Annotated in this window: 28 protein-coding genes and 1 pseudogene; 8 read left to right on the forward strand and 21 right to left on the reverse strand. The window is 59.3% G+C overall.

Annotation, left to right across the window (positions count from 1 at the left end):
- Window positions 1-80: 80 nt before the first annotated feature.
- Genes msrA through ACA052_RS17005 form a run of 4 tightly spaced genes read right to left on the reverse strand, consistent with a single transcriptional unit; the run spans window position 81 to window position 4,604 of the window.
- The gene (msrA, locus tag ACA052_RS16990) at window positions 81-548 is read right to left on the reverse strand and encodes a peptide-methionine (S)-S-oxide reductase MsrA (RefSeq protein ID WP_497645902.1); all 468 of its coding nucleotides are present in this window, start codon (window positions 546-548) and stop codon (window positions 81-83) included.
- Window positions 545-1,465: a homocysteine S-methyltransferase family protein gene (locus ACA052_RS16995; protein WP_497645903.1), complete on the reverse strand. Its 921-nt coding sequence runs from the start codon at window positions 1,463-1,465 to the stop codon at window positions 545-547. Before ACA052_RS16995 ends, msrA begins: the two co-directional genes overlap by 4 nt.
- On the reverse strand, window positions 1,462-2,511 hold the full coding sequence (locus ACA052_RS17000; protein WP_497645904.1) for an ABC transporter substrate-binding protein: 1,050 nt from the start codon (window positions 2,509-2,511) through the stop codon (window positions 1,462-1,464). The genes ACA052_RS16995 and ACA052_RS17000 overlap by 4 nt, the downstream gene beginning before the upstream one ends.
- A gap of 14 nt (window positions 2,512-2,525) precedes the next feature.
- Window positions 2,526-4,604 (reverse strand): ATP-binding cassette domain-containing protein, encoded by a 2,079-nt coding sequence (locus ACA052_RS17005; RefSeq protein WP_497650346.1) that lies wholly within the window; start codon window positions 4,602-4,604, stop codon window positions 2,526-2,528.
- 270 nt (window positions 4,605-4,874) lie between these two features.
- Here ACA052_RS17005 and ACA052_RS17010 point away from each other — a divergent pair.
- Both ACA052_RS17010 and ACA052_RS17015 read left to right on the forward strand, forming a co-directional pair.
- Window positions 4,875-5,188 (forward strand): annotated as a pseudogene (locus ACA052_RS17010) (cupin domain-containing protein); the annotation flags it as partial.
- Between the two features lie 146 nt (window positions 5,189-5,334).
- Window positions 5,335-5,598: a hypothetical protein gene (locus ACA052_RS17015; protein ID WP_497650347.1), complete on the forward strand. Its 264-nt coding sequence runs from the start codon at window positions 5,335-5,337 to the stop codon at window positions 5,596-5,598.
- Between the two features lie 201 nt (window positions 5,599-5,799).
- Here the strand turns inward: ACA052_RS17015 and ACA052_RS17020 are convergent, their stop codons facing one another.
- The 4 genes from ACA052_RS17020 to ACA052_RS17035 all read right to left on the reverse strand — a co-directional run bounded on the left by ACA052_RS17020 (window position 5,800) and on the right by ACA052_RS17035 (window position 10,386).
- Window positions 5,800-7,146, reverse strand: a complete 1,347-nt coding sequence (locus ACA052_RS17020; RefSeq protein WP_497645905.1) for a glutamine synthetase family protein — start codon at window positions 7,144-7,146, stop codon at window positions 5,800-5,802.
- A 23-nt stretch (window positions 7,147-7,169) separates the two neighbouring features.
- Entirely contained in the window at window positions 7,170-7,724 is a 555-nt protein-coding gene (locus ACA052_RS17025; RefSeq protein ID WP_497645906.1) for a helix-turn-helix domain-containing protein, read from the reverse strand.
- 25 nt (window positions 7,725-7,749) lie between these two features.
- Window positions 7,750-9,039 (reverse strand): NAD(P)/FAD-dependent oxidoreductase, encoded by a 1,290-nt coding sequence (locus ACA052_RS17030; protein WP_497645907.1) that lies wholly within the window; start codon window positions 9,037-9,039, stop codon window positions 7,750-7,752.
- A 144-nt stretch (window positions 9,040-9,183) separates the two neighbouring features.
- Complete coding sequence (locus ACA052_RS17035; protein ID WP_497645908.1) at window positions 9,184-10,386, reverse strand: NAD(P)/FAD-dependent oxidoreductase; 1,203 nt, start codon at window positions 10,384-10,386, stop codon at window positions 9,184-9,186.
- Between the two features lie 287 nt (window positions 10,387-10,673).
- On the opposite strand from ACA052_RS17035, the gene ACA052_RS17040 reads away from it, so the two are divergent.
- Entirely contained in the window at window positions 10,674-11,234 is a 561-nt protein-coding gene (locus tag ACA052_RS17040; protein WP_497645909.1) for an RrF2 family transcriptional regulator, read from the forward strand.
- A 3-nt stretch (window positions 11,235-11,237) separates the two neighbouring features.
- Here ACA052_RS17040 and ACA052_RS17045 read toward each other — a convergent pair whose 3' ends face one another.
- Together ACA052_RS17045 and ACA052_RS17050 are read right to left on the reverse strand one after the other, a co-directional pair.
- Window positions 11,238-11,573 carry a hypothetical protein gene (locus ACA052_RS17045; RefSeq protein ID WP_497645910.1) on the reverse strand — a complete coding sequence of 112 codons (336 nt, stop codon included), beginning with the start codon at window positions 11,571-11,573 and terminating at the stop codon, window positions 11,238-11,240.
- A gap of 71 nt (window positions 11,574-11,644) precedes the next feature.
- Window positions 11,645-11,863 carry a hypothetical protein gene (locus ACA052_RS17050; RefSeq protein ID WP_497645911.1) on the reverse strand — a complete coding sequence of 73 codons (219 nt, stop codon included), beginning with the start codon at window positions 11,861-11,863 and terminating at the stop codon, window positions 11,645-11,647.
- Window positions 11,864-12,032: 169 nt separating this feature from the next.
- Here ACA052_RS17050 and ACA052_RS17055 point away from each other — a divergent pair, with 169 nt between their 5' ends.
- Together ACA052_RS17055 and osmE are read left to right on the forward strand one after the other, a co-directional pair.
- A complete protein-coding gene (locus ACA052_RS17055; RefSeq protein ID WP_497645912.1) occupies window positions 12,033-12,272 on the forward strand; it encodes a hypothetical protein in 240 nt (79 codons plus the stop codon).
- 13 nt (window positions 12,273-12,285) lie between these two features.
- Window positions 12,286-12,642, forward strand: coding sequence for an osmotically-inducible lipoprotein OsmE (gene osmE / locus ACA052_RS17060; RefSeq protein ID WP_497645913.1), 357 nt, complete (start codon window positions 12,286-12,288; stop codon window positions 12,640-12,642).
- Between the two features lie 94 nt (window positions 12,643-12,736).
- On the opposite strand, the gene ACA052_RS17065 is transcribed toward osmE, so the two are convergent.
- Entirely contained in the window at window positions 12,737-12,937 is a 201-nt protein-coding gene (locus ACA052_RS17065; protein ID WP_497645914.1) for a DUF2188 domain-containing protein, read from the reverse strand.
- Between the two features lie 211 nt (window positions 12,938-13,148).
- Here ACA052_RS17065 and ACA052_RS17070 point away from each other — a divergent pair, with 211 nt between their 5' ends.
- Complete coding sequence (locus ACA052_RS17070; protein WP_497645915.1) at window positions 13,149-13,511, forward strand: NUDIX hydrolase; 363 nt, start codon at window positions 13,149-13,151, stop codon at window positions 13,509-13,511.
- A 4-nt stretch (window positions 13,512-13,515) separates the two neighbouring features.
- Here the strand turns inward: ACA052_RS17070 and ACA052_RS17075 are convergent, their stop codons facing one another.
- From ACA052_RS17075 to ACA052_RS17110, 8 genes are all read right to left on the reverse strand, one after another.
- The gene (locus ACA052_RS17075; RefSeq protein WP_497645916.1) at window positions 13,516-14,289 is read right to left on the reverse strand and encodes a 1,6-dihydroxycyclohexa-2,4-diene-1-carboxylate dehydrogenase; all 774 of its coding nucleotides are present in this window, start codon (window positions 14,287-14,289) and stop codon (window positions 13,516-13,518) included.
- Between the two features lie 181 nt (window positions 14,290-14,470).
- Window positions 14,471-15,484 (reverse strand): benzoate 1,2-dioxygenase electron transfer component BenC, encoded by a 1,014-nt coding sequence (gene benC, locus ACA052_RS17080; protein ID WP_497645917.1) that lies wholly within the window; start codon window positions 15,482-15,484, stop codon window positions 14,471-14,473.
- Window positions 15,485-15,494: 10 nt separating this feature from the next.
- Window positions 15,495-15,983, reverse strand: a complete 489-nt coding sequence (gene benB, locus ACA052_RS17085) for a benzoate 1,2-dioxygenase small subunit (RefSeq protein ID WP_497645918.1) — start codon at window positions 15,981-15,983, stop codon at window positions 15,495-15,497.
- Entirely contained in the window at window positions 15,980-17,344 is a 1,365-nt protein-coding gene (gene benA / locus ACA052_RS17090; protein WP_497645919.1) for a benzoate 1,2-dioxygenase large subunit, read from the reverse strand. Before benA ends, benB begins: the two co-directional genes overlap by 4 nt.
- 223 nt (window positions 17,345-17,567) lie before the next feature.
- The gene (locus ACA052_RS17095) at window positions 17,568-18,527 is read right to left on the reverse strand and encodes an AraC family transcriptional regulator (RefSeq protein WP_497645920.1); all 960 of its coding nucleotides are present in this window, start codon (window positions 18,525-18,527) and stop codon (window positions 17,568-17,570) included.
- A 192-nt stretch (window positions 18,528-18,719) separates the two neighbouring features.
- Window positions 18,720-19,649 (reverse strand): catechol 1,2-dioxygenase, encoded by a 930-nt coding sequence (catA, locus tag ACA052_RS17100; protein WP_497645921.1) that lies wholly within the window; start codon window positions 19,647-19,649, stop codon window positions 18,720-18,722.
- 50 nt (window positions 19,650-19,699) lie between these two features.
- The gene (catC, locus tag ACA052_RS17105; RefSeq protein ID WP_157713037.1) at window positions 19,700-19,990 is read right to left on the reverse strand and encodes a muconolactone Delta-isomerase; all 291 of its coding nucleotides are present in this window, start codon (window positions 19,988-19,990) and stop codon (window positions 19,700-19,702) included.
- Between the two features lie 10 nt (window positions 19,991-20,000).
- Window positions 20,001-21,149, reverse strand: a complete 1,149-nt coding sequence (locus ACA052_RS17110) for a muconate cycloisomerase family protein (RefSeq protein WP_497645922.1) — start codon at window positions 21,147-21,149, stop codon at window positions 20,001-20,003.
- 127 nt (window positions 21,150-21,276) lie between these two features.
- On the opposite strand from ACA052_RS17110, the gene ACA052_RS17115 reads away from it, so the two are divergent.
- Entirely contained in the window at window positions 21,277-22,170 is an 894-nt protein-coding gene (locus ACA052_RS17115; RefSeq protein ID WP_497645923.1) for a LysR family transcriptional regulator, read from the forward strand.
- Between the two features lie 137 nt (window positions 22,171-22,307).
- Here the strand turns inward: ACA052_RS17115 and ACA052_RS17120 are convergent, their stop codons facing one another.
- Both ACA052_RS17120 and ACA052_RS17125 read right to left on the reverse strand, forming a co-directional pair.
- A complete protein-coding gene (locus ACA052_RS17120; protein WP_497645924.1) occupies window positions 22,308-22,547 on the reverse strand; it encodes a DUF1652 domain-containing protein in 240 nt (79 codons plus the stop codon).
- Window positions 22,548-22,657: 110 nt separating this feature from the next.
- Window positions 22,658-23,557, reverse strand: coding sequence for a polysaccharide deacetylase family protein (locus ACA052_RS17125; RefSeq protein WP_497645925.1), 900 nt, complete (start codon window positions 23,555-23,557; stop codon window positions 22,658-22,660).
- 318 nt (window positions 23,558-23,875) lie between these two features.
- Between ACA052_RS17125 and ACA052_RS17130 the strand changes: the two genes are divergently transcribed.
- Window positions 23,876-24,862, forward strand: coding sequence for an aliphatic sulfonate ABC transporter substrate-binding protein (locus ACA052_RS17130; RefSeq protein ID WP_497645926.1), 987 nt, complete (start codon window positions 23,876-23,878; stop codon window positions 24,860-24,862).
- The last annotated feature ends 27 nt before the right edge of the window (window positions 24,863-24,889 follow it).

Below are 24,889 nucleotides of genomic sequence, written 5' to 3' on the forward strand. Positions count from 1 at the left end.
AAGCAAGATCAACAGATCGCAGCCTGCGGCAACTCCTACAAGGGATGTGTTGTTGCCGGAATTGTGGTTACGGCGTGCGTTCAAAGGGAGCAGCTGCTCGCCCCGTGCTTTTCCAGGTAACGCTGATGTTCTTCGTCCGCCAGCTGGAAATCACCCAGCGGCACGATCACCGTAGCGATCGGCTTGCCCAGTTGCCCCGATGCCTCCAATCGCTGCTTGGCGACCAGTGCTAACTGGGCCTGCTGGGCTGAGCTGAAAAACAACGCTGAACGGTATTTCTCCCCGACATCCGCGCCCTGACGGTCGATCGACGTTGGATCGTGCAGGGTCCAGAAGTGTTCGATCAGACGGTTGTAGGGAATCACCCGCGCGTCGAAATCGACCTGCACCACTTCGATCAGTGCCGACTCACCCCTGGCCGACCGTGCGAAGCCGACTCGACTGGCGAGCACGCCCGGCAACGCCCTGAATGACGCTTCAGCGCCCCAAAAACAGCCGGCGCCAAACGTCGCCTGTTCAACCACCGGTTCTCGTTGGAAATCAGTCATGCGCTGGCAACCTCTGTGTGTGGCAGCAGATGCGAATGCAACTGCGCGATATGTTCCGGGCCTATGCCACAGCATCCGCCGACAATGCTGGCGCCGGCGGCAACCCACGACCTCGACCAGTGCAGATAGGACTCGGGGCCCAAATCGCGACGGATTTCCAGCAAGGCGCTGTTGGCCTTGGCCTCGGTGCTGACGGGCGGGAAGGCGTTGGCGTAAACCCCCAGCTCGATGGCTTGGCCGAGGTTCTGAATTACTTCTCGGGCCTGCGCCAGCGCTGCGGCCATGACTTCCGGCTGGCTGCAATTGAAGAGCACTGCCGTTGCCCCCAGCTCCACCGCCACGCGCACTGCATCGGCGACCGGCTCGGTAGAGCGCAATCGCGGCGGCTCGCCCGCTTCGTCCAGCAGCGTAAACGACAGCCAAAGCGGTTTTGGTTGTGCACCGAGCGCCTCGACGACCGCGCGAACTTCAGCGGTGGAACTCTGGGTTTCCGCCAGCCAGACGTCGACATGCGCCTGGAGTCCGGCGATCAACTCCCGATGGATCGCCACCGAGCGTTGATGATCAAACAGGTCCGGTCGATAGGAGCCCAAGGCCGGCGGCAACGAGCCGGCCACCGTGACCGGTTCCGGGCTGGCAGACGCCGCCTGACGAGCAAGCTGTCCGGCGCGCTCGGCCAACGTTCGTCCCTGCTCGGCGAAGCGCTTGTCACCGATATGAAAAGGCACCACCGCGTAACTGTTGGTGGTGATGATTCGGGCACCGGCATCAATGAACGCCTGATGCGCCTGAAGCACATAATCAGGCGCCTCGATCAGCGCCAGCGCTGACCATTCAGGCTGGCGAAAAGGTGCCCCGATACGCTGCAATTCGCGGCCCATACCCCCATCGAGCAAGCGCAAGGACGGGTGACTCATTGGGCCGCACTCACTTTTGGCGCCGACGCGGTCAGCCATTGATCAACCGTGGCACTGTTCGCCTCCACCCACGCCTTGGCGGCGACGTCAGCCGGCAGCTTTTCCTTTTCAATCTTCAGGATCAGCCCGTTGAGCTGCGCCGGATCGATAGCGACATTGCGCAGGAACTCGGCAATTTTTGGTGCGCGTTTCTGCAGGGCAACCGAGGCCAGGACATGGACCTTGGCATCCGGGAAGGCGCAGGTAATCTGGCTCTTGTTCAACCAGTCCGGGTCGACGGTCGGGCTGATGAATTTCCAGCAGCCGTCGGCCTTGTAAAGGGGGTCATCCTTTTTGTTGTCCTGGGCGTAGCCGTCGAATGCCGGCTCCTCCAGGCGACGCAGATCGAAAGCCGAGAAAATCCAGTCCGGGGTGTAGGCATAAAACACCACGCCACGTTCCGCCTTATACGCCGCAGCCAGTTTCGCGTAGGTCACAGACGCCTCGGTGGACACCGCCTCGAATTTATCGGCGAACCCATAATCCTTGGCCTTGATCTGGCCTATGTAGGTCGACTCCCAACCCGCCGGTCCGACCAGCAACTGCGCCTTGCCGCCGCCCAATGGCTCGAAGAGCTTGGCCACTTCCGGCTTTTTCAGGTCATAGATGGATTTGACCCCGTACTTGTCTTGCAGGTAACCCGGAATGTAAAAGCCTTGCTCACCCGCATAGGGCTTGACGTTCGGCACCAATGAACGGGTGCCGCCCGTGACGTATTTGGCCCAGGCGGCCGACTGGTTGGGCAGCCAGATGTCGGTCAGCACGTCGACCGAGCCATCGCCTTTTGCAGCGGCGCTGAACAGCACCGGGACGTCCCCTGCCAGATAAGACACATCGCCATCCAGGCGGCTTTTGATCACCTCCCCGAGGATGTGTTGAATGGCGATCGCTCCGGTCCAGTTCTGCTCGCCAATGACAACTTTGTCCTTGGCGAATACGGTTGCCGGGAGAATCAAGGAGGCCAGCAATGCGGCCGCACCCACGGTACGCGACAGATGTGTCTTCACGATAAATCTCACAGTTAGTTATGCAGGTGATCTTGCTTGCGCAAGCTCGATTGAATGATTCGATCCGGGATCAGCGCACAGAGGACGATTGCCACACCCGCGAGCATGCCCTCGCCGCCCTTGATATTGCGCAGCGCCGTCATCACGTCGTAGCCGAGGCCCCCGGCGCCAATCAGCGCGGCCACCACCACCATCGACAGACTCATGACGATCGTTTGGTTGATCCCCAGCAACAGCGAGCGGCGCGCCAGCGGCAGCTGCACTTTGATCAGGGTTTGCCAAGGACTGGCGCCGTGCGCAACCGCCGCCTCGACGGCATCCTTTGGCACTTCCTGAATACCCAGTGACGTCAGGCGGATCATCGGTGCCAGGGCGAAAATCACCGTGGCGATAACGGCGGGAGTCTTGCCGACAGAGAAGAACGCCACGGCCGGAATCAGATAAACAAAGGTCGGCAGGGTCTGCATCACGTCCAGCAACGGCGTGATCAACCGCCGCACCAGCGGTCGCTTCGCCAGCACAATGCCGGTGGGCACGCCAATGACCAGCGCAATCAATACCGAGGAGCCGACCAGCGCCAGGGTGGCAATGGTGCGCTCCCAAAAGCCGAACACGCCGATGTACAACAAGGCAGCGCTGCTGGTCAGCGCCAACGCGAGGCCCGCCGAACGCCAGGCCAACAGCACCAGCGCCAGCGCTGAAACGGACCAGGGCAGCCAGCCGAGGAGGTTTTCGATGCCCTCGATCACCGTGCGAACGGCAACGATCACGCCGACAAACGCGCCCTCGAACGTAACCTGAGACCAGCCAATAAATTGGTCGATACTCTCCGCCGCCCACAGTAGGGCCTGGCGGTTCGCCGGAAATTGCAGCAGCGCATTGCTGGTGTCTGGCGTAATGACGCGCCAGATCACCAAGGCCTGACTGACCAGCAACACCGCCAGTGGCAGCACCCAACCCGACACGTTGTGTCGCACGGGCTGGCGACTGACAGAGAGCGCAATCAATCGGCTGGTCGCCAGCACGGCCACCGCCGCCAGCACTGAAAGCCACGATAAACGGGCAATGCCTTGGCCCAGAGCGGCCAAGGCAGAGAGCTCGCCGGCGAACGTCAGCCAGAACAAACCGCCCTTCCCACGGGCCGCCAGGGCTGCAGGCCCCAGCAAAAGCGCTGGCCAACCTCGCAAGCCAGGGGTGATGGGTTGCTCACGCGGCTCACTGTCGGGAGCCTGGCGGCGGACGCTGTCCGGGCTGCGCGACGGGGTCGGCGTTGGCGTGCAATCGCGGAAGAAGTCCGCGACTTCGGCGTCAGCGGGTTGTTCGAGTAACTGTTCGGGGGTCCCCAACTGAACAAGACGGCCATGGCGCAGCACGGCTATTCGGTCAGCGAGGCGTATCGCTTCGGCCGGATCATGGGTGACCAGCAAAGTGCTGATGCCGCGCTCACGGGCCAAGGCAAGGAAGTGGCTTTGCAGATCGCGACGGATGGTAGGGTCCAGCGCACTGAACGGTTCGTCCATCAACAGAATGTCGGGCTCCGTGACCAAGGCTCGGGCCAGGCCGACGCGTTGCTGCATGCCGCCGGAAAGCTCATGGGGATAATGCTCACCCCAACCTTGCAGACCCACCGCCTGCAACTGCAAGGTGGCTGCCGCGTGACGAACCGGTTCCGGTTCGCCGCGCAACTCCAGCGGCAACGCGACGTTATCCAGCACCGTGCGGTGAGGTAGCAGGCCGAAATGCTGAAACACCATGCCGATGCGCCGCGACCGCAAATCACGCAAGGCTTTGTGGCTCAACCCGCTGATGGCTTGACCCTCGATCAACACTTCGCCACTCGTGGGTTCGATCAAGCGATTGATGTGGCGCAACAACGTGGATTTGCCGCTGCCCGATGTCCCCATCAGGCACAGGACCTCACCCCGACGCACCTTCAAGCTGACATTGCTCACTGCCGGTGGCGCTGATGAACGTTTTTTTTGCAAATACGCTTTGGTGACGTCACGCAGTTCAAGAACCACATCACCCTCATTGGCGGGATCGTCAGACGGTTGCGCAAGCCGTTGTGCAGATTCGAGCCGGGCCGTCGCCAATGCAGTTTGAATGAGTGTCACAAGAAGCTCCCGGCCCGATATCTAAAGCCTATAAAGCTAATCGATCTTAAAAACATCAAACAAATATCATTTTGGAATTAGCTTAGCTCGTTCTCGCCTTGTTTTCAGGCGCTTGGCGGCATTTATGCTGAGGCAGCCTCAAAATAACTAAAACGCATTAATGGCGAGCGCCGCCGAACCCGAGCTGGATTTGAATAACCTGGAACAACTGGAAGAAGACCCGACCTGCGACCGGGTCGCGCAGAACCTGCAGTGCTGGCGGCCAGCCAGAGCAAACGCCTGGTCAGTGCCAATGGTGCGTTTGTCAGCCGCGCCCTGTTCCCGTTCGACGTTGCGCGCCAGTCGGAGTTTTATGAACTGCGCTTGAGCCCATTGGGCGAAGACCAATCAGAGGGTCATGGGCCGGGGGTGCAGGAAAACCTGGTGGTTGCACAAGGCGTGCTGGAAATCAGCGTCAACGATGAACGCTATCTGCTTTCCACAGGGGCCTGTTCTATACCGACCAGCCTCACCGTTATCGCAACCCTGCAGCCGGCATCATCTTGCAAAACCGAAAGAAATAATCGATCTAAATAACGCGTCTTTTTTCGCCCTTGGCCCCGCCTGACCCGTCATCGATAACGCTCAACAATTAAAAACCCCTGCCGATAGCCAGACCAATGCCCTAACATCAAGGGACTCTGGAATGTTTAGCAGCGGGTTAAAGCTGATGAAAGATATTTATCTACTGATCGAGCACGGCATGGATCAGGGCGAGGTGTATGTACTGGGCTGGTTCGACGATGAGCGCAAGGCCAGGGAAGTCGCCGAGGAGAAAGAGTGGGAGGCGTATCGCGCCAGCTTGAAAGCCGAGCATGTGTGGTCAAGTCAAAAGCCGCAGGCACCCGATAAAACAACCTATCGGCGCTTCTGGGTCAAAGAGGTTTCCAAATTCGACCGTGTGCCGGTGCCCAGGTCTTCAGCGGTTCACTGAGCGTGAGCAAAGGCTGAATGTGAGGCAAAAAAAAATCCCAGGCAGCTGATGGACGCCTGGGATTTAAAAATGCATAAACCGTGGTGGTGAACGCGGCGCGGATATTACGGAATGTTTCTGCCTGTAACAAGATATTTTTCACTCACCATCGAGTTACTAAATCGCCTAACCCGTTAAATATCCACACTATTTTAATGGGGACTAGAGAAACCAGCGATATTCGCGCGCATTGATCTCCTGCATGAATGCCAAATGGTCCTGGCGTTTATTCTCGCAATACACCTCGACAAACTCTGCTCCCAAGCCCTCCCGCAGCGGCTCATGACTTTGCATCGAATGCACGGCGTCGAGCATTTCCGTCGGGAAATCGATGCCGCTGTCGCGATCTTCGTTGAGCGATGCAATCGGTTCACGGCCGGCTTCCAGGCCTTGCTCCAGGCCGACCAGAATCGCCGCCAGCACCAGATACGGGTTGGCATCGGCACCGGCCAGACGATGTTCGATACGCAGGTTTTTAGCGTCCGACTCCGGAACCCGCAGGCAGGCATCCCGATCTTCGAAGCCCCAACTGGCGCGTGTCGCGACGTTGACCGTACCGCTCAAACGGCGCATCGCGTTGTGATTCGGCGCGAAAATCGGCATGCAATGCGGCAACGCCTCGAGGCAACCCGCAACCGCATGACGCAGTGGTCGCTGCCCGTCGGCCGCCAACAGGTTATTGCCTGTTTGATCGTAAAGGCTCACATGCACATGCATGCCACTACCGGGGTGCTGCAAGTAAGGTTTGGCCATGAAACTGGCGCGGTAGTTGTGCTTTAGCGCCACACCTCGCGTGCTGCGGCAAAACAGGGCTGCCCAATCGGCGGCACGCAAGCCGTCATCGAGGTGGCCGAAGTTAATCTCGAACTGGCCCGGACCGAGTTCTGCGGTGATCACCGTGGCATCAATGCCTTGCGCCCGCGCACTTTCGACCATGTCGTCGAGCACCGTTGAAAACCGTGACAACCGTTCGATGTGCATGTTCGGTTGATCATCCGCGTCGTCCGTCAACGGATCGCGCGGAAACTGTGGCAGCCCATCACGCAGTTGACGATCGAACAGGTAAAACTCCAGCTCGAACGCCACCACCGGAAAAATGCCTTTGCGCCCGAGCCGCTCCAGCACCTGCGCCAGTACTTCCCTCGGCTCGAATTCGATGGGCTTTTCAGTGCCATCGGACGTAATCAGCATCTGCCCCAGCGCTTGTTTTTCCCACGTCACCGGTTTGAGCGTGCCCGGCACCAGACGGCGCGGAGCGTCCGGATCGCCGTCGTTGAAACAGTAGTCGCCAATTTTGAACAGCCCACCCTGAGTGCCCAGCAATACACAGTTTTGCGGCAGCTTGAGTGCGCTGCCAGCGGCAACCTTCTCAAGCATCTCGATCGGGTAGCGCTTGCCGTAGAAATGCCCGGGAATGTCCAAGGCAATCAGGTCGACATAACGCACATCGGGGAAGCGCTGGCGAAAGGCGCGTACCTCGGCAAGCAGATCAGAGCTAACAGCTTCCATCGTTGGTGTTCCTTGTTGTTTCATCAGGTGTAGACCCACAGCACTCGGGCCAACTGACCCGTGAGGTTGCCGTAGCGACAATGGGTGTGACTGGCCAGCTGAAAACTGTCACCGGTGCGCAGGGTCACCGGCTGTTCGTCATCGAGCCACAGCGTCAATTCGCCTTCCAGGACATAACCGCCCTGCTCCGAGCTGTCATTCATATGCCGGTCACCGCTGCTGGCGCCGGGCTCCAGCTGGCTTTCAAGCATCGAAAAGGACGCGCGCATTTTCGGCGAAACGAGGATGTCGGTGATCCCGTCGGCGTAATACAGCGTGCGTCGCTCATCCGGCCGGGTGACCCAGGGCAATGCCATGGGTTTGGGCAAACTGTAGAAATACGTGGTCGGTACGCCCAGGGTTTCGCTGATGGCGGTCAGGTCCGCGACTGTGGGACGTGACAACCCGCGCTCGACCTGCGAGAGAAAACCGACGGAGCGACCGATTTTGTCCGCCAGGTCCTTCAGGGTGTATTTTTTGTGTTTGCGCAAATCCTGGATCAGGATCGCCAACGCCGATATTTCTTCTTGCATGTCCATTCAAGGGCTTCCAGAAATTGATGCATCAAATGCTGTCGCGTAACCGATACCAGGCCTTGCCGATGGCCTCCAGCGGTGCTGCCATGTATTTCCCACCGGGAAAGCGCTCGTTGACCAGTGCCTGGTACAAGGTCAACTCGTCCGTCTGCCCGAGTATCGCGCCAGACACGGCACGCGCCGCGGCCAATGTCGGGAGCACACCGTGCCCGGAGTAACCCTGCAACCAGTAGAGATCGCCGCGCCGACCGATGTCCGGCGTGCGCTTGAGGGTGAGGTCGATGTGCCCGCCCCAGGCAAAATCCAGCCCGATACCCTTGAGCTGGGGAAACACCCGCTCCAGAAACGGCCGGGTGGCGGCCGCGATGTCCTTCGGCATGCCTCCCAAATAGGTGCAACCACCGCCGAACAGCAGCCGGTTATCGGGTGTGCGACGGAAATAATCGAGGACAAACTGATTGTCGGTGACGCACACATTGCTCGGTAACAGAGCGATGGCCTGCGCCTCCGTGAGTGGCGCGGTGGCCACCTGGTAAGTGCCGACCGGCAATACGCAACTGGCCAGTTTCGGGTCAAGCCGATCCAGATAGGCGTTGCACGCCAGCACCAAAACATCGGCGCGAATCCGGCCGCGCTCGGTGTTGACCACGTAGTGATCGCCCTCTTCGCGATAGCTCAGCGCTTTGCTTTGTTCATGAATCCGCCCACCTGCGCGCTCTATCGCGGCAGCCAGGCCCAGCGCCAGTTTAAGAGGATTCAAATGCCCGCCTTCGGGATCGAACAGCCCCGCCTGATATCGCTCGCTGGCGACCCATTCCGGCAGTTGCGCACGGGGGATGAATTGCAACCCGTCGTGCCCCCACTTGTGGCTGGCCTCGTGTTGCCACTCTGTCAGCAGGCTCACCCGTCGTGGCATGACCGAGGTCCAGAGATGACCGGGCCGATAGTCGCAATCGAAATCATGACGAGCAGGCAATGCCCGCAACTCCTGCGCCGCCCAACGCATGCTGTCCCACAGCCGCCGAGCGCGCTCATGCCCCAGCGCTGCCTCCAGCGGCGGCATGTCACACGACCAACCAAGAATGGCCTGCCCGCCATTGCGCCCCGAGGCCGCCCAGGCAACCCGGCTCGCCTCCAGCATCGTCACGCGTTTGCCGGCCAACGCCAGTCTCAAAGCCGTGTGCAATCCACTGAAACCGGCGCCAATAATCAACACCTCGGCTTCCTGCTCGCCGGCCAACGCTGCCCGATCCACCAGCCGATCTGCGCATGAATGGGCGTAATAGCTGTCGACATGCCGGGTTGATTGCTGAAACATACGGGCCTCATGAAATTTTATATTTATAATTTCATGAAAAAATACACGTTAAATTTCACGACTGCAACCGCACGAAACTCAAAAAAAACCCGCCCAAGAACACTTGGGCGGGTTTTTCGCTATGCAAACAGCGTGAGCGGTTGCTTATGCAATCGGGATCAGCGGATCAGCAGCGGCCCATGCCGTTTCGCGGTTGGCCGCCGGCGGGTAGATCCACATTGTGTTGATCTGGGTCTTCAGCGACTTGCCTTCCTGCTTGACCAGCTTGACCTGCCGATCCCAACCCTCGGTGTACACCGCGCCCCAGGCGCCAAGATTCAGGCAGGTCACATACTTTGGCTGACTGTACGGCGTCGGGTCCACGCCCAGGATCTGTGCCGCAACGTTATTGCCCGCATGGCGACCCAGCACGATGGCATGCTGGCAGGTCATCAGCGCGTAGTTGCCGATGTCATCAGTCGCCGCATAAGCCACATCGCCAGTGGCAAAGATCTCGTCCTGGCCGATGACTTTCAAGTGAGCGTCCACGTGCAGCCGACCCAGTTTATCGCGCTCACCAGGTATCTGTTCGGTCAACGAACTGGCCCGCACACCGGTCGTCCAGACTACCGTTTTAGTGTCGATACGCTGGCCGTCAGCCAGGGTGACACCATTTTCATCGACCGCAACGACCGACGAGTTCAAGCGCCATTTCACGCCTGTCTCAATACTGGCTTCAGCGATTTTTTCAGCGATTTCGGGGCCCATCGACCCGCCGACTGTTGCACCGCGATCAACGATGACGACTTCGATGTCGGCCCGTTCACCCAGGATGGAGCGCAGGCGCGCCGGCATTTCAGTCGCCGTTTCAATCCCGGTGAAGCCGCCGCCAGCCACTACGACGGTGTTGCGCGCTTGGCTTTCTGGCTGGTTGACCAGGGACTTGAGGTGGTTTTCCAGGCGTACGGCTTGTTCGATCTGGTCGACGTCAAAGGCGTGTTCGGTCACACCGGGGGTGTCCGGCAGTGCAAGGCGGCTGCCGGTAGCCAGAACGAGTTTGTCGTAGCTGCACGTTTGCAGGGCGCCGGAAGCATCGGTGTAGCCGACGGTTTTGCGTTCGACGTCGATGGTCTCAGCGGCGCCTTTGATGAACTTCACGCCGACCGCGTCGAACAGGTCGCCAATCGGTGCGGCCAGTTGATGAGCATTCGGTTCGTAGAAGCGTGGTCGGACGCGCAACTCGGCCTGAGGCGCCAGCACGGTGACTTCAACGTCGTTGTGAGCATGGATGTCGAAAAGACGCGTGGCGCTCAAAGCCGTCCACATGCCACCGAAACCTGCGCCAATTACCAGGATCTGCTGTTTCATTTTTAACTCCGCGAAAGACCAAGTGTTGAATACGTTGAGGTCATGCGTCTCGGTAGGGAGACCACCATTGCCGACCAGACATCTACGACTCTATCGATCCTAGTTACAGCGTGCAATGATTTATTTTTGATGGTTGCCATCACCGATTTCGATTTGCTCGAAAAAGCTCAACAACCCACGCGAATGGCAAACATAGCAATCCAGGAAAAGTAGTCAGCGAAACCGGACTCGTTGCTTAGCTCTCGACCCACTGCTAATATTTGCGACAACATTAGTCGGAGATACACATGTCTCTTTATAGCGCGGGCGTTGAATACGGCATTCATTGCCTGATTTTTCTGGTAGGTAATGGCGGCGACACCCGTGAAGCGAGTGTGCGCGACCTTGCCGAGCTGCAAGGTGTGCCTCTGGACTACCTGGCAAAAATATTTACCAAACTGGCCAAGGCAAAACTGGTGGTGGCCACTGAGGGCGTGCGCGGCGGGTTCAAGCTTGCGCGGCCTTCGGACGAAATCAGTGTGCTGGACATCGTCAATGCCATCGACGGCCAGAAGCTCATTTTCGATTGCCGGGAAATTCGCGGTCGTTGTGCCTTGTTCGAAGGTGTCCCGCCCGACTGGGCGGTTGAAGGTCCCTGCGCGGTTCATGCGGTCATGATGACCGCACAGAAACGCATGGAAGACGCCCTCGCCCAACAGACCATCCTGGATCTCGCCAGAAAGGTCGGAAGAAAAGCTCCAGCGGAGTTTGGTGTGCAGGTGGAAAACTGGATGAGTGATCGCAGGGAAAAGAAAAGCAGCACAGGCACGCACGAGGCGCTCATCCAGACGACCGACATCTCCGACTGAACCCTACAGGCAGTCGCGCACGGCCTTGCGCATCGCCGCCGACTTCGCCCACGGCGGCCCCTGATACAGCGATACCCGGCTGCCGTCCTTCGATTTCACGATGTCGACAATCTCATCAGCCGTGATGACGCTAGGCGCGGTAATCCTGTAGCCGTTGGAGATAGGGGTTTGAGCCGTCTTCGGGATTTCCTGCTGCCAGGCAGGCAGAACGCACGCGGCATAGTCTTTTGGCGGCTTGTTGCTGTACTTGCTGACATTCGGCTCACCGGGTACCAGCGAAGCGGGCAACGAACAACCCGCCAGCAGCACCAGCACCACTCCCCCCATCAACATCCGCATGACACTTCCTTATTCCTTGAAAATGGAAATGTAGCGCGTCGCGGTCCGGACATCCATTCGTTGCACCTATTTTACGGGGTACTGTTGTTACCTCCGGAGTCCGCGTATGACCGCGTGTTCAGGTAGGTCGTCCAGCGTTCATAGGCCTCATGATGCCATTGGGTGACCCGCTCCCATTCCGGACCGCTTAACTGATGAGCTGAAATAAGTTTCATCATTTCCGTTGTGGCCGCGTCTAGATCAACGACCAGCTCATGTGCGTGAAACCTGAAGTCATCGGTAGTCGTCATTTGAGGCTGCCCCACCCTAGCGAGAAGTTGCTACCCCACTACGACAGTTCGTTTGCTCATTCGCCTGCATATTCCCGACAAGTGGCATCACCTTTGTATCAGACGAACACAACGCCTCATCGGCGAAATGAGACTAATCTTTGGTAGCGGAGACTGGCAGGAGGTCATCATGTTGCTTAACGAATCTGAACAGGAATTTCGGCGCGACCTGCAAGACGTGGCGTCGGATCTGCGGTGGTCGGCGGTTGAATTGTTGCGCATAGCCGAGCAGTTGCGCCAGGCCGGGAATGAGGCGGACGCCCAGGCTCTCGATCGGCTGCATGAGGTGTTTGAGGGAGACGAAACACGACTGGCGGGCTACGCCGAAGAAATCAAGGCGCGGGCCATCACTCGAACGAAAGCTCATTAGCGGGTGCGCTGCCATGAACAAGCCCCTGTGTGCGTTGATGGTGGTCCTGTCAGCGGCGGCGGGTTGCAGCACCGAATCGCGTCTGTATGGCGATCAACCGTTGGTGGCCAAGGTCGAGAACGGCATGACCAAGGAGCAGGTCCAGCAGATCGGCGGCCAGCCGTTATCGATAACCGATCGCACGGTTGAGCCTGGCACATGCTTTGACTACAGACTGATCAAGAGTGGCCATCAGCAGACGTTCAATGTCAGCTTCGATGACCGAGGCAAGGTCGACCACAAGAGCTTCATGACCTGCGCGGAATGGAGCGCTGTGCAGCAAAAAGCCCGGGAGCCGTCGCATAGTTCCGGTGGCGGTGGTGGTTATTAAGATCAAAAGATCGCAGCCTTCGGCAGCTCCTACAGGGGATCGTGTAGGAGCTGCCGAAGGCTGCGATCTATTGATCTGCCCCCCGGCGCATACATCACTCTGACTGTTGCTTCACCGGCGATCCCTTAGCCCTTTCCCGATAGGCAGGAAGCGCCGCAGCATACGCGAGTGCCTCCTCCCGGCTTCCAAAAGCGCCAAGACGGTCACCTTTGGTGCAGACCCGCCACGGCCCATTGTTCACGCTGAGTACGTCATAACCGTTCATGTGCATTTTGTTCAGAACCGGAACACTCATAGTCACCTCCGTTACGGCAGTGATAAACCACGATTAACCTGACTACCTTACACCCGACCCTCGCCCAGGTGCCGACCAGACGTCGCGCCAGTATTCCAGCATCCCAGGGCACTATTTCTAGCAACCCTCGCTCCAACCCTTGAAACTGCGGCCTCGGCCCGAATGTTGCATTTTTATGTCGTTTACATGACAGCGAGCAATCAGGTAACAGATGAAAGTACGCGCAACGGTCATTTGCGAGCAGGATCGCCACGTTCTGCTGGTGCGCAAGCCCAGGAGTCGCTGGACGCTGCCCGGCGGAAAAGTCGAGCGCGGCGAAACCACTGCGGGCGCCGCCTTGCGTGAACTTCAAGAAGAAACCGGCCTTGGCGCTGACGGCATGCTGTATCTCATGGAACTGGAATCAGGCGACACCCGGCACCATGTCTTCGAAGCATCCGTGGAGAACTTTGACGCGCTTCGGCCACAAAATGAAATCATTGCCTGCATCTGGCACCCACTGGACGCGGTGCAGAACCTGAACACCAGCGAGGCCACGCGTAAAATCGTCAAGGCGTTTCAACGTCGCCTGTAACGCCTCAGCCCTGGTCGCCGCCACCGACCGGCATGACCATGCCGGTGATATAGGACGCTTCATCGCTGGCCAGAAACAGAATGGCACCGGCCTGCTCATCCAGCGTGCCGTAGCGTTTCATCAAGCTGCTATCGAGCGTCTGGTCGACGATCTGCTGATACCAGCCCTGCTCTTGCGCGCTCTGCTCTGCGCTGTTGCGCGGAATAACCCGTGGCGGCGCTTCGGTGCCACCCGGTGCGGTGGCGTTGACCCGAACCCCACGCCCGGCAGTTTCGAACGCCAGGCAAGCCGTCAGCGCATTCACCCCGCCCTTCGCCGCGCCGTATGGCACGCGGTTGACGCTGCGCGTGGCAATCGACGAAACGTTGACGATCGCACCACTGCCCTGCGCCAACATGAACGGCAGCGCGGCATGGCAGCACCACAGCGTCGGGAACAGCGAGCGACGGACTTCCGCTTCAATCTGCTGTTCTTCGTAATGCTCAAACGGTTTGGCCCAGATCGTCCCGCCGACGTTGTTGACCAGCACATCCAGTCGACCGAAACGCTCGACGGCGGTCTTCATCACACGACTGCATTCGCTGTATTGCTCCAGGTCGGCGGTGAGCGCGAGGACCTGACTGGCCTGCGCCAATTGCTGCTGTACTTCGAACACCAACTCGGAGCGATCAACCAGAATCAACCGCGCCCCTTCAGCCGCCATGCGTTCGGCGACGCGCCGGCCAATGCCTTGCGCAGCGCCGGTGATCAGCGCGACTTTCTCGTGAAATCTGTTCATACCTACCTCGTTGCAAAAAAAGTCGTCGCAGAACACAACTCGTATCGACCGGATCTGTAGCAGCTGCCGAGGCACGAGGCTGCGTTGCGTGTCCGCAGGACCGCCCTCTGGGGCCGCTGCGCAGCCCAACGCAGCCTCGTGCCTCGGCAGCTGCTACAGAACCGAGTCACCGCGAAGAAACTCAAGCCGCGCTGGCAGCAAACTTCTCGTAGTAGAAATTTGCCGGCGCGATGCCTTGCTCGCGAATGTACTGGCTGACCGCCTCGACCATCGGCGGCGGGCCGCACAGGTAGACATCGACGTCGCCATCGTTCAAATGTTGCGGTTCGATGTGCTGTGTCACGTAGCCCTTGAGCGGGTGTTGACTGTCGGGGCTGGCCACGCAGGCACTGAAGGTGAAATTCGGAATCTGCGCCGCAAAGGCTTCAAGTCGGTCGAGCTCCACCAGATCGAAATCGTGGGTCACGCCATAGATCAGATGCAGCGGATGTTCACTGCCCTGCCCGGCGATTTTTTCCAGCATCGCCGTGAACGGCGCCAGCCCCGTGCCACCGGCCAGCAGCAACAGGGGTCGGCGGATATCCCGCAGATAGAAGCTGCCCAACGGTCCGGCCAGGCTCATGCTGTCGCCAGCCTTGGCCATGCCGGTGAGGAAGCTGCTCATCAAGCCGCCGGGCACGTTGCGAATCAGGAAACTGACCTCGCCGTCCCGCTGCAACGAGCTGAACGAATAGGCGCGGGTCTGCTCGCTGCCGGGAATCCCGAGGTTCACATATTGCCCCGGCAGGAACGCCAGTTTGCTCAGCGCCTCGCCCTTGATCGACAACGCGATGGTGCTGTCGGACAACTGGCGCACGGCGCTAATGGTCGCGTCGTAGCTGGCCTGGCGCGTACGGCAGACATCCGAGGAGACCGGCACCCGCACTACGCAATCGCTCTGGGCGCGCATCTGGCAGGTCAGGACGAAACCTTGCTCGGCTTCTTCCGCGCTGAGCGCATCCTCAATGTATTCCTCGCCCAGGTCATAACGCCCGGCTTCGGCGAAGCACTTGCACGTGCCGCAAGCACCGTCGCGGCAGTCCAGCGGAATGTTGATGCCCTGGCGATACGCGGCATCGGCCACGGTTTCGCCGGCATTGGCGTCGATAAACCGGGTGACGCCGTCTTCGAAATTGAATGCGATGGAATGAGTCATGACGGCCGCCTCACAAGTGGTAAACATCGATGACCTGGCGAACGTAGTCGTTCTTCAGGATCACTTTCTTGGCCTTGATCAGCGGGTTTTCACCGCGCACATCGAGGGTGTAGAAACTGCTGCCGAAATAGCTGTCGACGGTCTTGTAACGAAAACTCAGGGTGTGCCAGTTGAAGCGCAACTTGCACAACCCGTCGGCCTGTTCCAGCAGTTCGATGTTGCTGATGTTGTGCGAGGTGCGGGTGTCCGGAATGCTCGCACTGGAACGTTCGGTCTTGATGCGAAAGATGCGATCTTCCAGGCCGGTGCGGTTGCCGTACCAGATCAGCGAGATTTCCCGCTGCGGGTCTTCGGTCAACTCGTCGTTGTCGTCCCAGGACGGCATCCAGAACGTCGCGTCCGGGGCATACAGTTCCAGCCATTCGTCCCATTGGCGGTCATCGAGGTAGCGCGCTTCGCGGTACAGAAAATCGCGTACGGCATCAAAGGTGATGGTCATTGCACCGCCTCCACTGCAATCAATTCGGACTGCTCGGCGGCCAACGCCTTGAGCATGGTTTGCTGCCAGTACTTGTGTTGCAGCACAAACAGGCCTTCATCTTCGGTGCGTACACCGCTGAGCAGCGGATGCAGGTCGATTTCTTTGGCCGCGTCATCGGCGCCTTCGATCCAGTGTTCAGCACCACGGGACATGTCGTTCCACGTCGTGACGCTGCCCTGATAGCTGGTCTGGCAGGAACGAAACTCTTCCAGATCGTCCGGTGTGGCCATGCCGCTGACGTTGAAGAAATCCTCGTACTGACGAATCCGGCTCGACCGCGCGCAATCGCTTTCGCCTTTGGGGGCGATGCAGTAGATGGTGATCTCTGTGCGGTTGACCGAGATCGGCCGGGCGATGCGAATCTGCGAACTGAATTGGTCCATCAGGTACACGTTCGGGTACAGACACAGGTTGCGCGAGTTCTCGATCATCCAGTCGGCGCGGGCCTTGCCGAAGTCCTGGGCCAATTCATCGCGACGTTCGTACAGCGGACGGTCCTCGGGGTTGGCCCAACGGGTCCAGAGCAACATGTGGCCCTTGTCGAACGAGTAAAAACCACCGCCCTGCTTGGCCCAGCTGCCGGCGCTCATGGTCGGGTTGCTGGCACCGGCCTCGCGCTGCTTGCGCTGGTTCTGGGTGGCTGCGTAGTTCCAGTGCACCGAGCTGACGTGATAGCCGTCGGCGCCGTTTTCGGCGGTGAGTTTCCAGTTGCCTTCGTAGATGTAGCTGGAAGAACCGCGCAGCACTTCCAGGCCATCGGCGGATTGGTCGACGATCATATCGATGATCTTCGCCGATTCGCCCAAGTGCTCAACCAGCGGCACCACATCGGCCTTCAGGCTGCCGAACAGGAAGCCGCGATAGGACTCGAAACGCGCGACTTTGGTCAGGTCATGGGAGCCTTCGCAGTTGAAACTCGCCGGGTAGCCGGCCGCCGCCGGGTCCTTGACTTTGAGCAGCTTGCCGGAATTGCTGAACGTCCAGCCGTGGAACGGGCAGGTGTACGAACTCTTGTTGCCGGACTTGTGCCGGCACAGCGTTGCACCACGATGGCTGCACGCATTGATGAAGGCGTTGAGCACACCGTCCTTGTTGCGCGCGATGAAGATCGACTGGCGCCCCATGGTGGTGGTGTAGAAATCGTTGATGTTGGGGATCTGGCTTTCATGAGCCAGGTACAGCCAGTTGCCTTCGAAGATGTGCTGCATCTCCAGGTCGAACAGCCGCGGGTCGGTGAACATCTCGCGTTTGCAGCGATAGATGCCCTGTTCTGGATTGTCTTCAAGCAGGGAGTGAAGGTATTCGGGTCGCAGGGACATGGCCGCCGCCTCCATTGTTTTTATTCAGGCAGGGCCATGCTAGGACGGGGGGCTGTGGCGGACTATCCGCTGGGTGCAGACCTTTATCCGTTTTGTGCAATGGAATTGCGATCACCTGTAGGAGCTGCCGAAGGCTGCGATCTTTTGATCTTGCTTTAAAAATCAAAATCAAAAGATCGCAGCCTTCGGCAGCTCCTACAGGTGATTGGCGTTAGAGGTTGATTCAGACCCGACGCTTGAAGGTATCAGAGGGCAATTCGCCGAACTGTTTACGGTAGCTGTCAGAGAACCTTCCCAAGTGCAGGAACCCGTAATCCATCGCCACTTCGGTGACATTACGCACGTTGCAGGTCGGGTCGCTAAGACAGGCATTAACGCGCTCCAGCCGTTTCTGCCGGATGTAGTTTTGCGGCGAGGCACCAGCATTGCGTTCAAACAAACCATATAACGAGCGCAAGCTCATCCGCGCCTGGCGCGCCAGTTCTTCGCTGTCGATATCATGCTTCAGGTTGCGCGCGATGTAATCGGCGATCACCTCGAACGAGGCCGAGGGGGAAGCGAGACTGACCCGGCTGACATTGGTTTTCATCAAGCTGAGCATCTTGCTGACGATGATTTGCGCGTAGTGCTCCTGCACCTTGGGGAGCTGCTCGGTGGCCTCGGCTTCCTGGCAAATCATCGCCAGCAGGCCGACGAAACCTTCCAGCTCATCGAGCTGATAACGGTTCTCCAGGAACCGCACGCCCTGCCCCGGATACCGCCAACGCTGCTCGTCGCACACTGACTCCAGCAAGCGCGAGGGCACTTTCAGGATGAATTTTTCGCAATCGTCGGAATAGGTCAGGTCCACAGGATCATCGGGATTGATCAGCAGCAGCTCGCCCGGCGCAAAATAATGTTCGTCGCCGTGACCACGCCACAGGCAGTTGCCGCGCAATAGCACTTGCAGGTGATAAACGCTGTCCAGTGCGCCCGACGTCACCCGCACGCTGGCGCCGTAACTGATGCGGCACAGGTCGAGGCTGGCGAATTTACGATGATCAAGACTGGCCAGCGGCCGACCGGCCCTGGGCATCAGGATGCAATGATTGCCGACGTGCTGATTGACGTAGCCCGACACCGCGTACGGGTCGGCATGGTCGAACACTCTGCTGCGCTGACTCAACAGTTGCGCGTGCATCATCGGGCCACTCTCATTGTTGTTATCGATTGCGTCGGTTCATTCTAAGGCAGTACTTGCAGCGAAGTGTCAGCGGACTGACCTGTGGAGCATGCTCGCCTCACTGTAGGAGCTGCCGCAGGCTGCGATCTTTTGATCTGCGTTTAAAAAGATCAAAAGATCGCAGCCTGCGGCAGCTCCTACAGGACCCAGGGATCAGTCTTCGAGGGCGCGAACCCGCTCGTGACGCTGTTGCTCTTCAGGCTGGGCGGACGACTGCAACGTGAAATCGAATTCGATCTCGGCGAAACGACCACTGACGCCATGCGCCGCTGCGCGCTCCTGATCATCGCTGAAGGTGATTTTCGCGATCAGCTCATCACGGGTGGCGTAGGCGAAATCGTCGTGAAGGTATTGGTCGCCATCGAGGTTGATCTGGGTGGTCAGGTGACGATGATCCGGTGCCGAGATGAAGAAATGCACGTGCGCCGGACGCTGGCCATGACGGCCCAGTTGATCGAGCAATTGCTGGGTCGGACCGTCCGGTGGGCAGCCATAACCCGACGGCACGATGCTGCGGAAACGGTAGCGACCTTCGGCATCGGTGACGATGCGGCGACGCAGGTTGAACTCCGATTGCAAGGTATCGAAGTACGAGTAAGTGCCGCCGGTGTTGGCGTGCCAGACATCCACCACGGCGCCGGCCAATGGTTCGCCAGCCGTATTGAACACACGCCCCTGCATGAACAGCGTGACACCCGGATCGACGCCGTCATCGAGGCGAGCTTCGCCTTGCGACAGCGGCGCACCGGCCACGTACAGCGGCCCTTCGATGGTCCGCGGTGTGCCGCCGGACTTGCCAGCCTGCTCGTCTTCGGCGTCCATCAACAGGTCCAGGTAATGTTCCAGACCAATACCGGCCACCAACAGACCGGCCTCTTGCCGCGAACCCAGGACGTTGAGGTAGTTGACCGCTTTCCAGAATTCTTCCGGGGTCACGGCCAGGTCTTCGATGATGTTCACCGAATCGCGCAGGATGCGATAGACCAGGGCCTTGACCCGCGGATCACCCGCGTCATTGAGCAGGCCGCTGGCCTCCTCGAGGAATTTCTGGGCGCTGGCAGTGTGGGAAATCTTGACGTTCATGGTGGTTCCTCATCTTGTAATTATTAGCGTGGCGACTGAACAGGCTGGGTTCAGCGGTCATCCTCGCGGATGGAAGAAGGATGCCGGCACATCGCGGTGACTTCGATCGCCATGTACGGGTACAGCGGCAATTGCATGAGCAAGTCGTGCAGCTCTTGAACGCTGTCGACATCGAACACGCTGTAATTGGCATAGAGCCCGGCGATGCGCCACAGATGACGCCACTTGCCTTGCTCTTGCAGCCGCTGGGCCAGGGCTTTTTCGTCAGCCTTCAGCTTGGCGGCTGCTTCTGGATTCATGTCGACCGGCAGGTTCACGGTCATTTTTACGTGGAACAGCATGATGCTTTCCTCAGGCTTGTTGAATGGCAGTAGACGTTTTGTCGCGACGGAAAAACGCCAGGCGCTCTTCGTCCAGGCTCAGGCCCAGGCCCGGCGTTTTCGGCACGTGCAGCTCGAAATCGCGATAGACCAGCGGTTCGCTGAGGATGTCTTCGGTCAACAGCAGCGGGCCGAACAGTTCGGTGTCCCACGCCAGTTTGTTCAGCGTGACGAAGGCATGGGCCGAAGCCAGGGTGCCAATGCCACCTTCAAGCATAGTGCCGCCATACAGGCCGATGCCGGCCGCTTCAGCGATGGCGGCCGTTCGCAGCACGGCGCGTGGGCCGCCGTTCTTGGCGATCTTCAAGGCGAACACCGAAGCCGCGCCGTCGCGGGCCAGGTTGAAGGCATCTTCCACGCACTCGATGGATTCGTCGGCCATGATCGGCGCCGGGCTCACGGCATTCAAGCGCACCATGCCGGCGCGGTTGTTGCGCGAAATCGGCTGTTCGATCAGGTCGATGCCGTTGGCGCCGAGGATCCGGCAGGCGCGTAATGCGACGGCTTCGTCCCATGCCTGATTGACATCGACCCGCACGCTGGCGCGATCGCCCAGGGCTTTCTTGATCGCAATGACGTGGGCCAGGTCGCGGTTGACTTCACCGGCACCGATTTTCAGTTTGAAGATCCGGTGGCGGCGCAGGTCGAGCATTTTTTCCGCTTCGGCAATGTCCTTGTCGGTATCGCCACTGGCCAGGGTCCAGGCCACCGGCAGCGCATCGCGAACGCGACCGCCGAGCAGTTCGCTGACCGGCAGGCCGAGGCGTTTGCCCAGGGCGTCGAGCAACGCGGTTTCGATACCTGATTTGGCGAACGTGTTGCCACGGATGCTGCGCTCCAGGCGCAACATCGCGGCATTGATGTTGCCACTGTCCTGGCCGATCAGCAGCGGGGCGAAGTGTTTGTCGATGTTGGTCTTGATGCTGTCCGGGCTTTCGTTGCCGTAGGCCAGGCCACCGATGGTGGTGGACTCGCCGATACCTTCAATCCCATCGGCGCAGCGCACGCGAATGATCACCAGGGTCTGGTTCTGCATGGTGTGCATCGCCAGCTTGTGCGGGCGGATGGTCGGCAGATCGACGATGATCGTCTCGATCGATTCAATGGTTGTGGCAAGCATGGCGATACCCGTCAGGTTCTTAAAGTTCTGGAACCGATTCTGGTACGGCTTTTTCCTCGATGCCAATATAGAATTGGTCTGACTTGATACCTTAAAGGTATGCAACCGATTGACGTTTGGAGGCCCCATGGAACTGCGTCACCTGCGATATTTTCAGGTACTGGCTCAAACCCTCAACTTCACCCGCGCCGCCGAACTGCTGCACATCGCCCAACCGCCCTTGAGCCGACAGATCCAGCAACTGGAAGACGAACTCGGCGTCCTGTTGCTGGAGCGTGGACGGCCGTTGAAGCTGACTGACGCCGGGCGCTTTTTCCATGAGCACTCCACCGCCCTGCTCGAGCAACTGGGCAAGGTGTGCGACAACACACGGCGGATCGGTCTCGGGGAAAAGACCTGGCTGGGCATCGGTTTTGCGCCGTCGACACTCTACGGCGTGCTGCCGGAGTTGATCCGCCGCTTGCGCAGCGGTGAGCCGCTGGAACTCGAACTGGGGCTCTCGGAAATGACCACACTGCAACAGGTGCAGGCGCTCAAGGCCGGGCGGATCGATATCGGCTTCGGCCGCATCCGCATCGACGACCCGGCGATTATCCAGACGGTCTTGACCGAAGACCGGTTGGTCGCCGCCCTGCCCGCCGGACATCCGCTGCTGGCCGGGCCGATCAGCCTTCGGGAACTGGCGAAGGAACCCTTCGTGCTGTACCCCGGCAATCCGCGTCCCAGCTATGCCGATCACGTCATTGCCTTGTTCGAATCCTACGGCGTGAGTATTCATGTGGAGCAATGGACCAATGAACTGCAAACGGCCATCGGACTGGTGGGGGCAGGAATCGGCGTAACGCTGGTGCCCGCGTCGGTGCAGTTGCTGCACCGCGACGACATCGGCTTCACCCCGTTGCTGGAAGACAACGCGACCTCGCCGATCATCCTCAGCCGACGGGTGAGCGATGTATCGCCGGGGTTGAATCATTGCTTGCGGATGATCGAAAAACTGCAACCAGCCACGATGCTTCTGTAGGAGCTGCCGAAGGCCGCGATCTTTTGATGTTGCTCTTAAAAGCAAGATCAAAAGATCGCAGCCTTCGGCAGCTCCTACAAGGACCGCGTGATCAACAAGTGAAGGAACGCGTTAACCGCCGGGGATGGACCGTGTTGTCAGCCGGCGAAGGCTCGACGCCCGGCTCTCATTTCGGTGCGTAACTCGCCAATCAGGTCAGAGATGGCTCGCACGCTGGTCAACTGCGCGGTCGACACGCCGCAGAGCAACAGTTCGACACGCCCGGTGGCCGGTTCGAAAACCTCGATACGCAACAACCCGCCGCTCTCCGTGCACTCGCAGGACAGCGGCGTAAAACCGGACTCCACAATGTTGCAAAGGAGTGAAATCGGAACCATGGTCGACGCCTCTGGCGGCAATTGATCGGATTGGATCCCACAGAGGATAGATCCGGTTTACCGATTTTGCGCAGGCAAAAATGTTATCTGCCTCTCACTTCAGACAGTTTTCAATGAGAATCGCCGTCCCAGATCCAATTCCAGATCCCCGGCAATTTAACCGGCTCTGAACTGTCCCGAACCGTGCGCGCCAGCGCCGCCCGTTGCAGCGTGGCCGTGTCGTCGTAAAACGGTTTTGCTGCGGTTTTCACCCCGGTCGCCTGCGCACTGTCGAGGAGGATTTGCAGGTATTCACGGGTATGCCGGGCGGTATAACGATTGAGGTCGTGGAAGGTCACCACCACCGGGATCACCCCATCCACCACCGGCAGCTCGCCAAGGGCGATGCGTTCGCGCACTTCAGACATCGAACGCAGCATGTGCGATCGCCGCCGAGGGCTTGCATTGAAGCCCCAGATTTTTCCGTCATTGGCGCTCAGGTCAGTCAGCAGCACATGCAGGCCGTGCTGTTGATACGCGGCGAAGACGCGTTTGTCGTAGTTCCAGAACGGCGGGCGTACCAGGGTCGGTGGCGCGCCGGTGATCGCGGCAATATCGGCACAGCCCTTGGTCAGCGACTGCTCCAGTTCTTCCGGGCTCAGCGAGCGGTGATTGGTGTGCGAGTGAGTGGCGGTGTGAAACCCCAGGATCTGCCCTTCTGCGTGTTCGCGGCGCATGACCTCACGACCGATGTCGCTATCACCCGCCCGTGGCGCGCCGGTCTGTACGAAAAACACCGCTTTGAGGTTCGGTTGCACCGGGTTGCTGGCCAGGCTGTCGAGCACCGTCATCGTCGGATTCCAGAAGCTCGAGGCGCTGGGACCGTCGTCAAAGGTCAGGAGAAAGCGGATCGGTGGCTGTGCGCGAAGACGCTGTTCGGTCTGCGGCGTCAACTCGATGGGGGAAGCGATACAGCCCGCCAGCCCGACGGCAATGGCGAGTACAGAGAGAACCTTGAACAGCTGTTTCATGATGTGCCTTGGCCGAACCGTTACACCCGCACATCTGTACGGGCGCTGGTTGGATAAGGGTACACAGTGTTTGGTTCCGGCGCTTGCGCGAGCCGCGCGACGACGGATCGACAGTCACCGATGTTCGCCCGGCAACAGCGACTCAACAGACTGTTTTCCCGCGAACAGCTCCCTGACACGCCAACAGCGCCAACGCCTTGAAAACCCTGGACCGCTTCAACATGGCACAGAGCCTGCAATATTCCTTTTATGCAGGAAGCGTTTTAAAAAATGATCTTTTAGAAATAAGAACCTTGCCGCCTTGCCTGGAGCTGTCTCATGAAACCCACCTTCCGTTTTTCCACGTACAAGTACCTGCTCAGCGCCTGCGCCCTGGCCCTGAGCCTGCAACCGCTGGCTCAGGCAGCTGAAGCACCTCCAGCCGAAGTCCATCTGGATTACGCCTATTACTCACCGGTCAGCCTGGTGCTTAAACACTTCGGTTTTCTGGAACAAGCCCTGCCACAGACCAAGGTCGGCTGGGTGCTGAGCCAGGGCAGCAACCGCTCGCTGGAATACCTCAACAGCGGCGGCATCGACTTCGCTTCCTCCGCCAGCCTCGCTGCGGTACTCAGCCGCGCCAACGGCAGCCCGATCAAATCGGTCTACGTGTACAGCCGTGCCGAATGGACTGCGTTGGTGGTCCGCAAGGATTCACCCTACAAAACAGTGGCTGATCTGAAAGGCAAGAAAATCGCCGCGACCAAAGGCACCGATCCGTACCTGTTCACCCTGCGCAGCCTGCAACAGGCCGGCTTGAGCAAGGACGATGTGGAACTGGTGCATTTGCAGCACCCGGACGGCCGCACCGCGCTGGAGAAAGGTGACGTCGACGCCTGGGCCGGGCTCGATCCGCACATGGCCGCCAGCCAGGTCCAGGCCGGTTCGCGCTTGCTCTATCGCAACACCCGCTTCAACAGCTACGGCGTGGTCAGCGTCACCGACACGTATGCGAAAGAGCACCCGCAGACCATCGACACCGTACTGAAGGCGTACGAAAAGGCCCGCGACTGGGCGGTAAAAAATCCTGAGGAGCTGGCGAAATTGCTCGCCACCGAATCCGGCCTGCCGCTGGAAGTGGCCAAGCTGCAATTGTCGCGAACTGACCTGAGCAGCCCGCAGTTGACCGCCAACGATGTGATCGCCTCCAAGGCTGCCGCACCGATCCTGGTGTCGGAAGAACTGGTTCGTCGCGGGGTCAACGTCGATCAAGTGATTGATCAACTGATCGACACCGGCTTCAAGGAAACCGTGGCACGCCAGTAGGAGCTGCCGCAGGCTGCGATCTTTTGA

Source organism: Pseudomonas sp. LBUM1644, assembly GCF_059716195.1.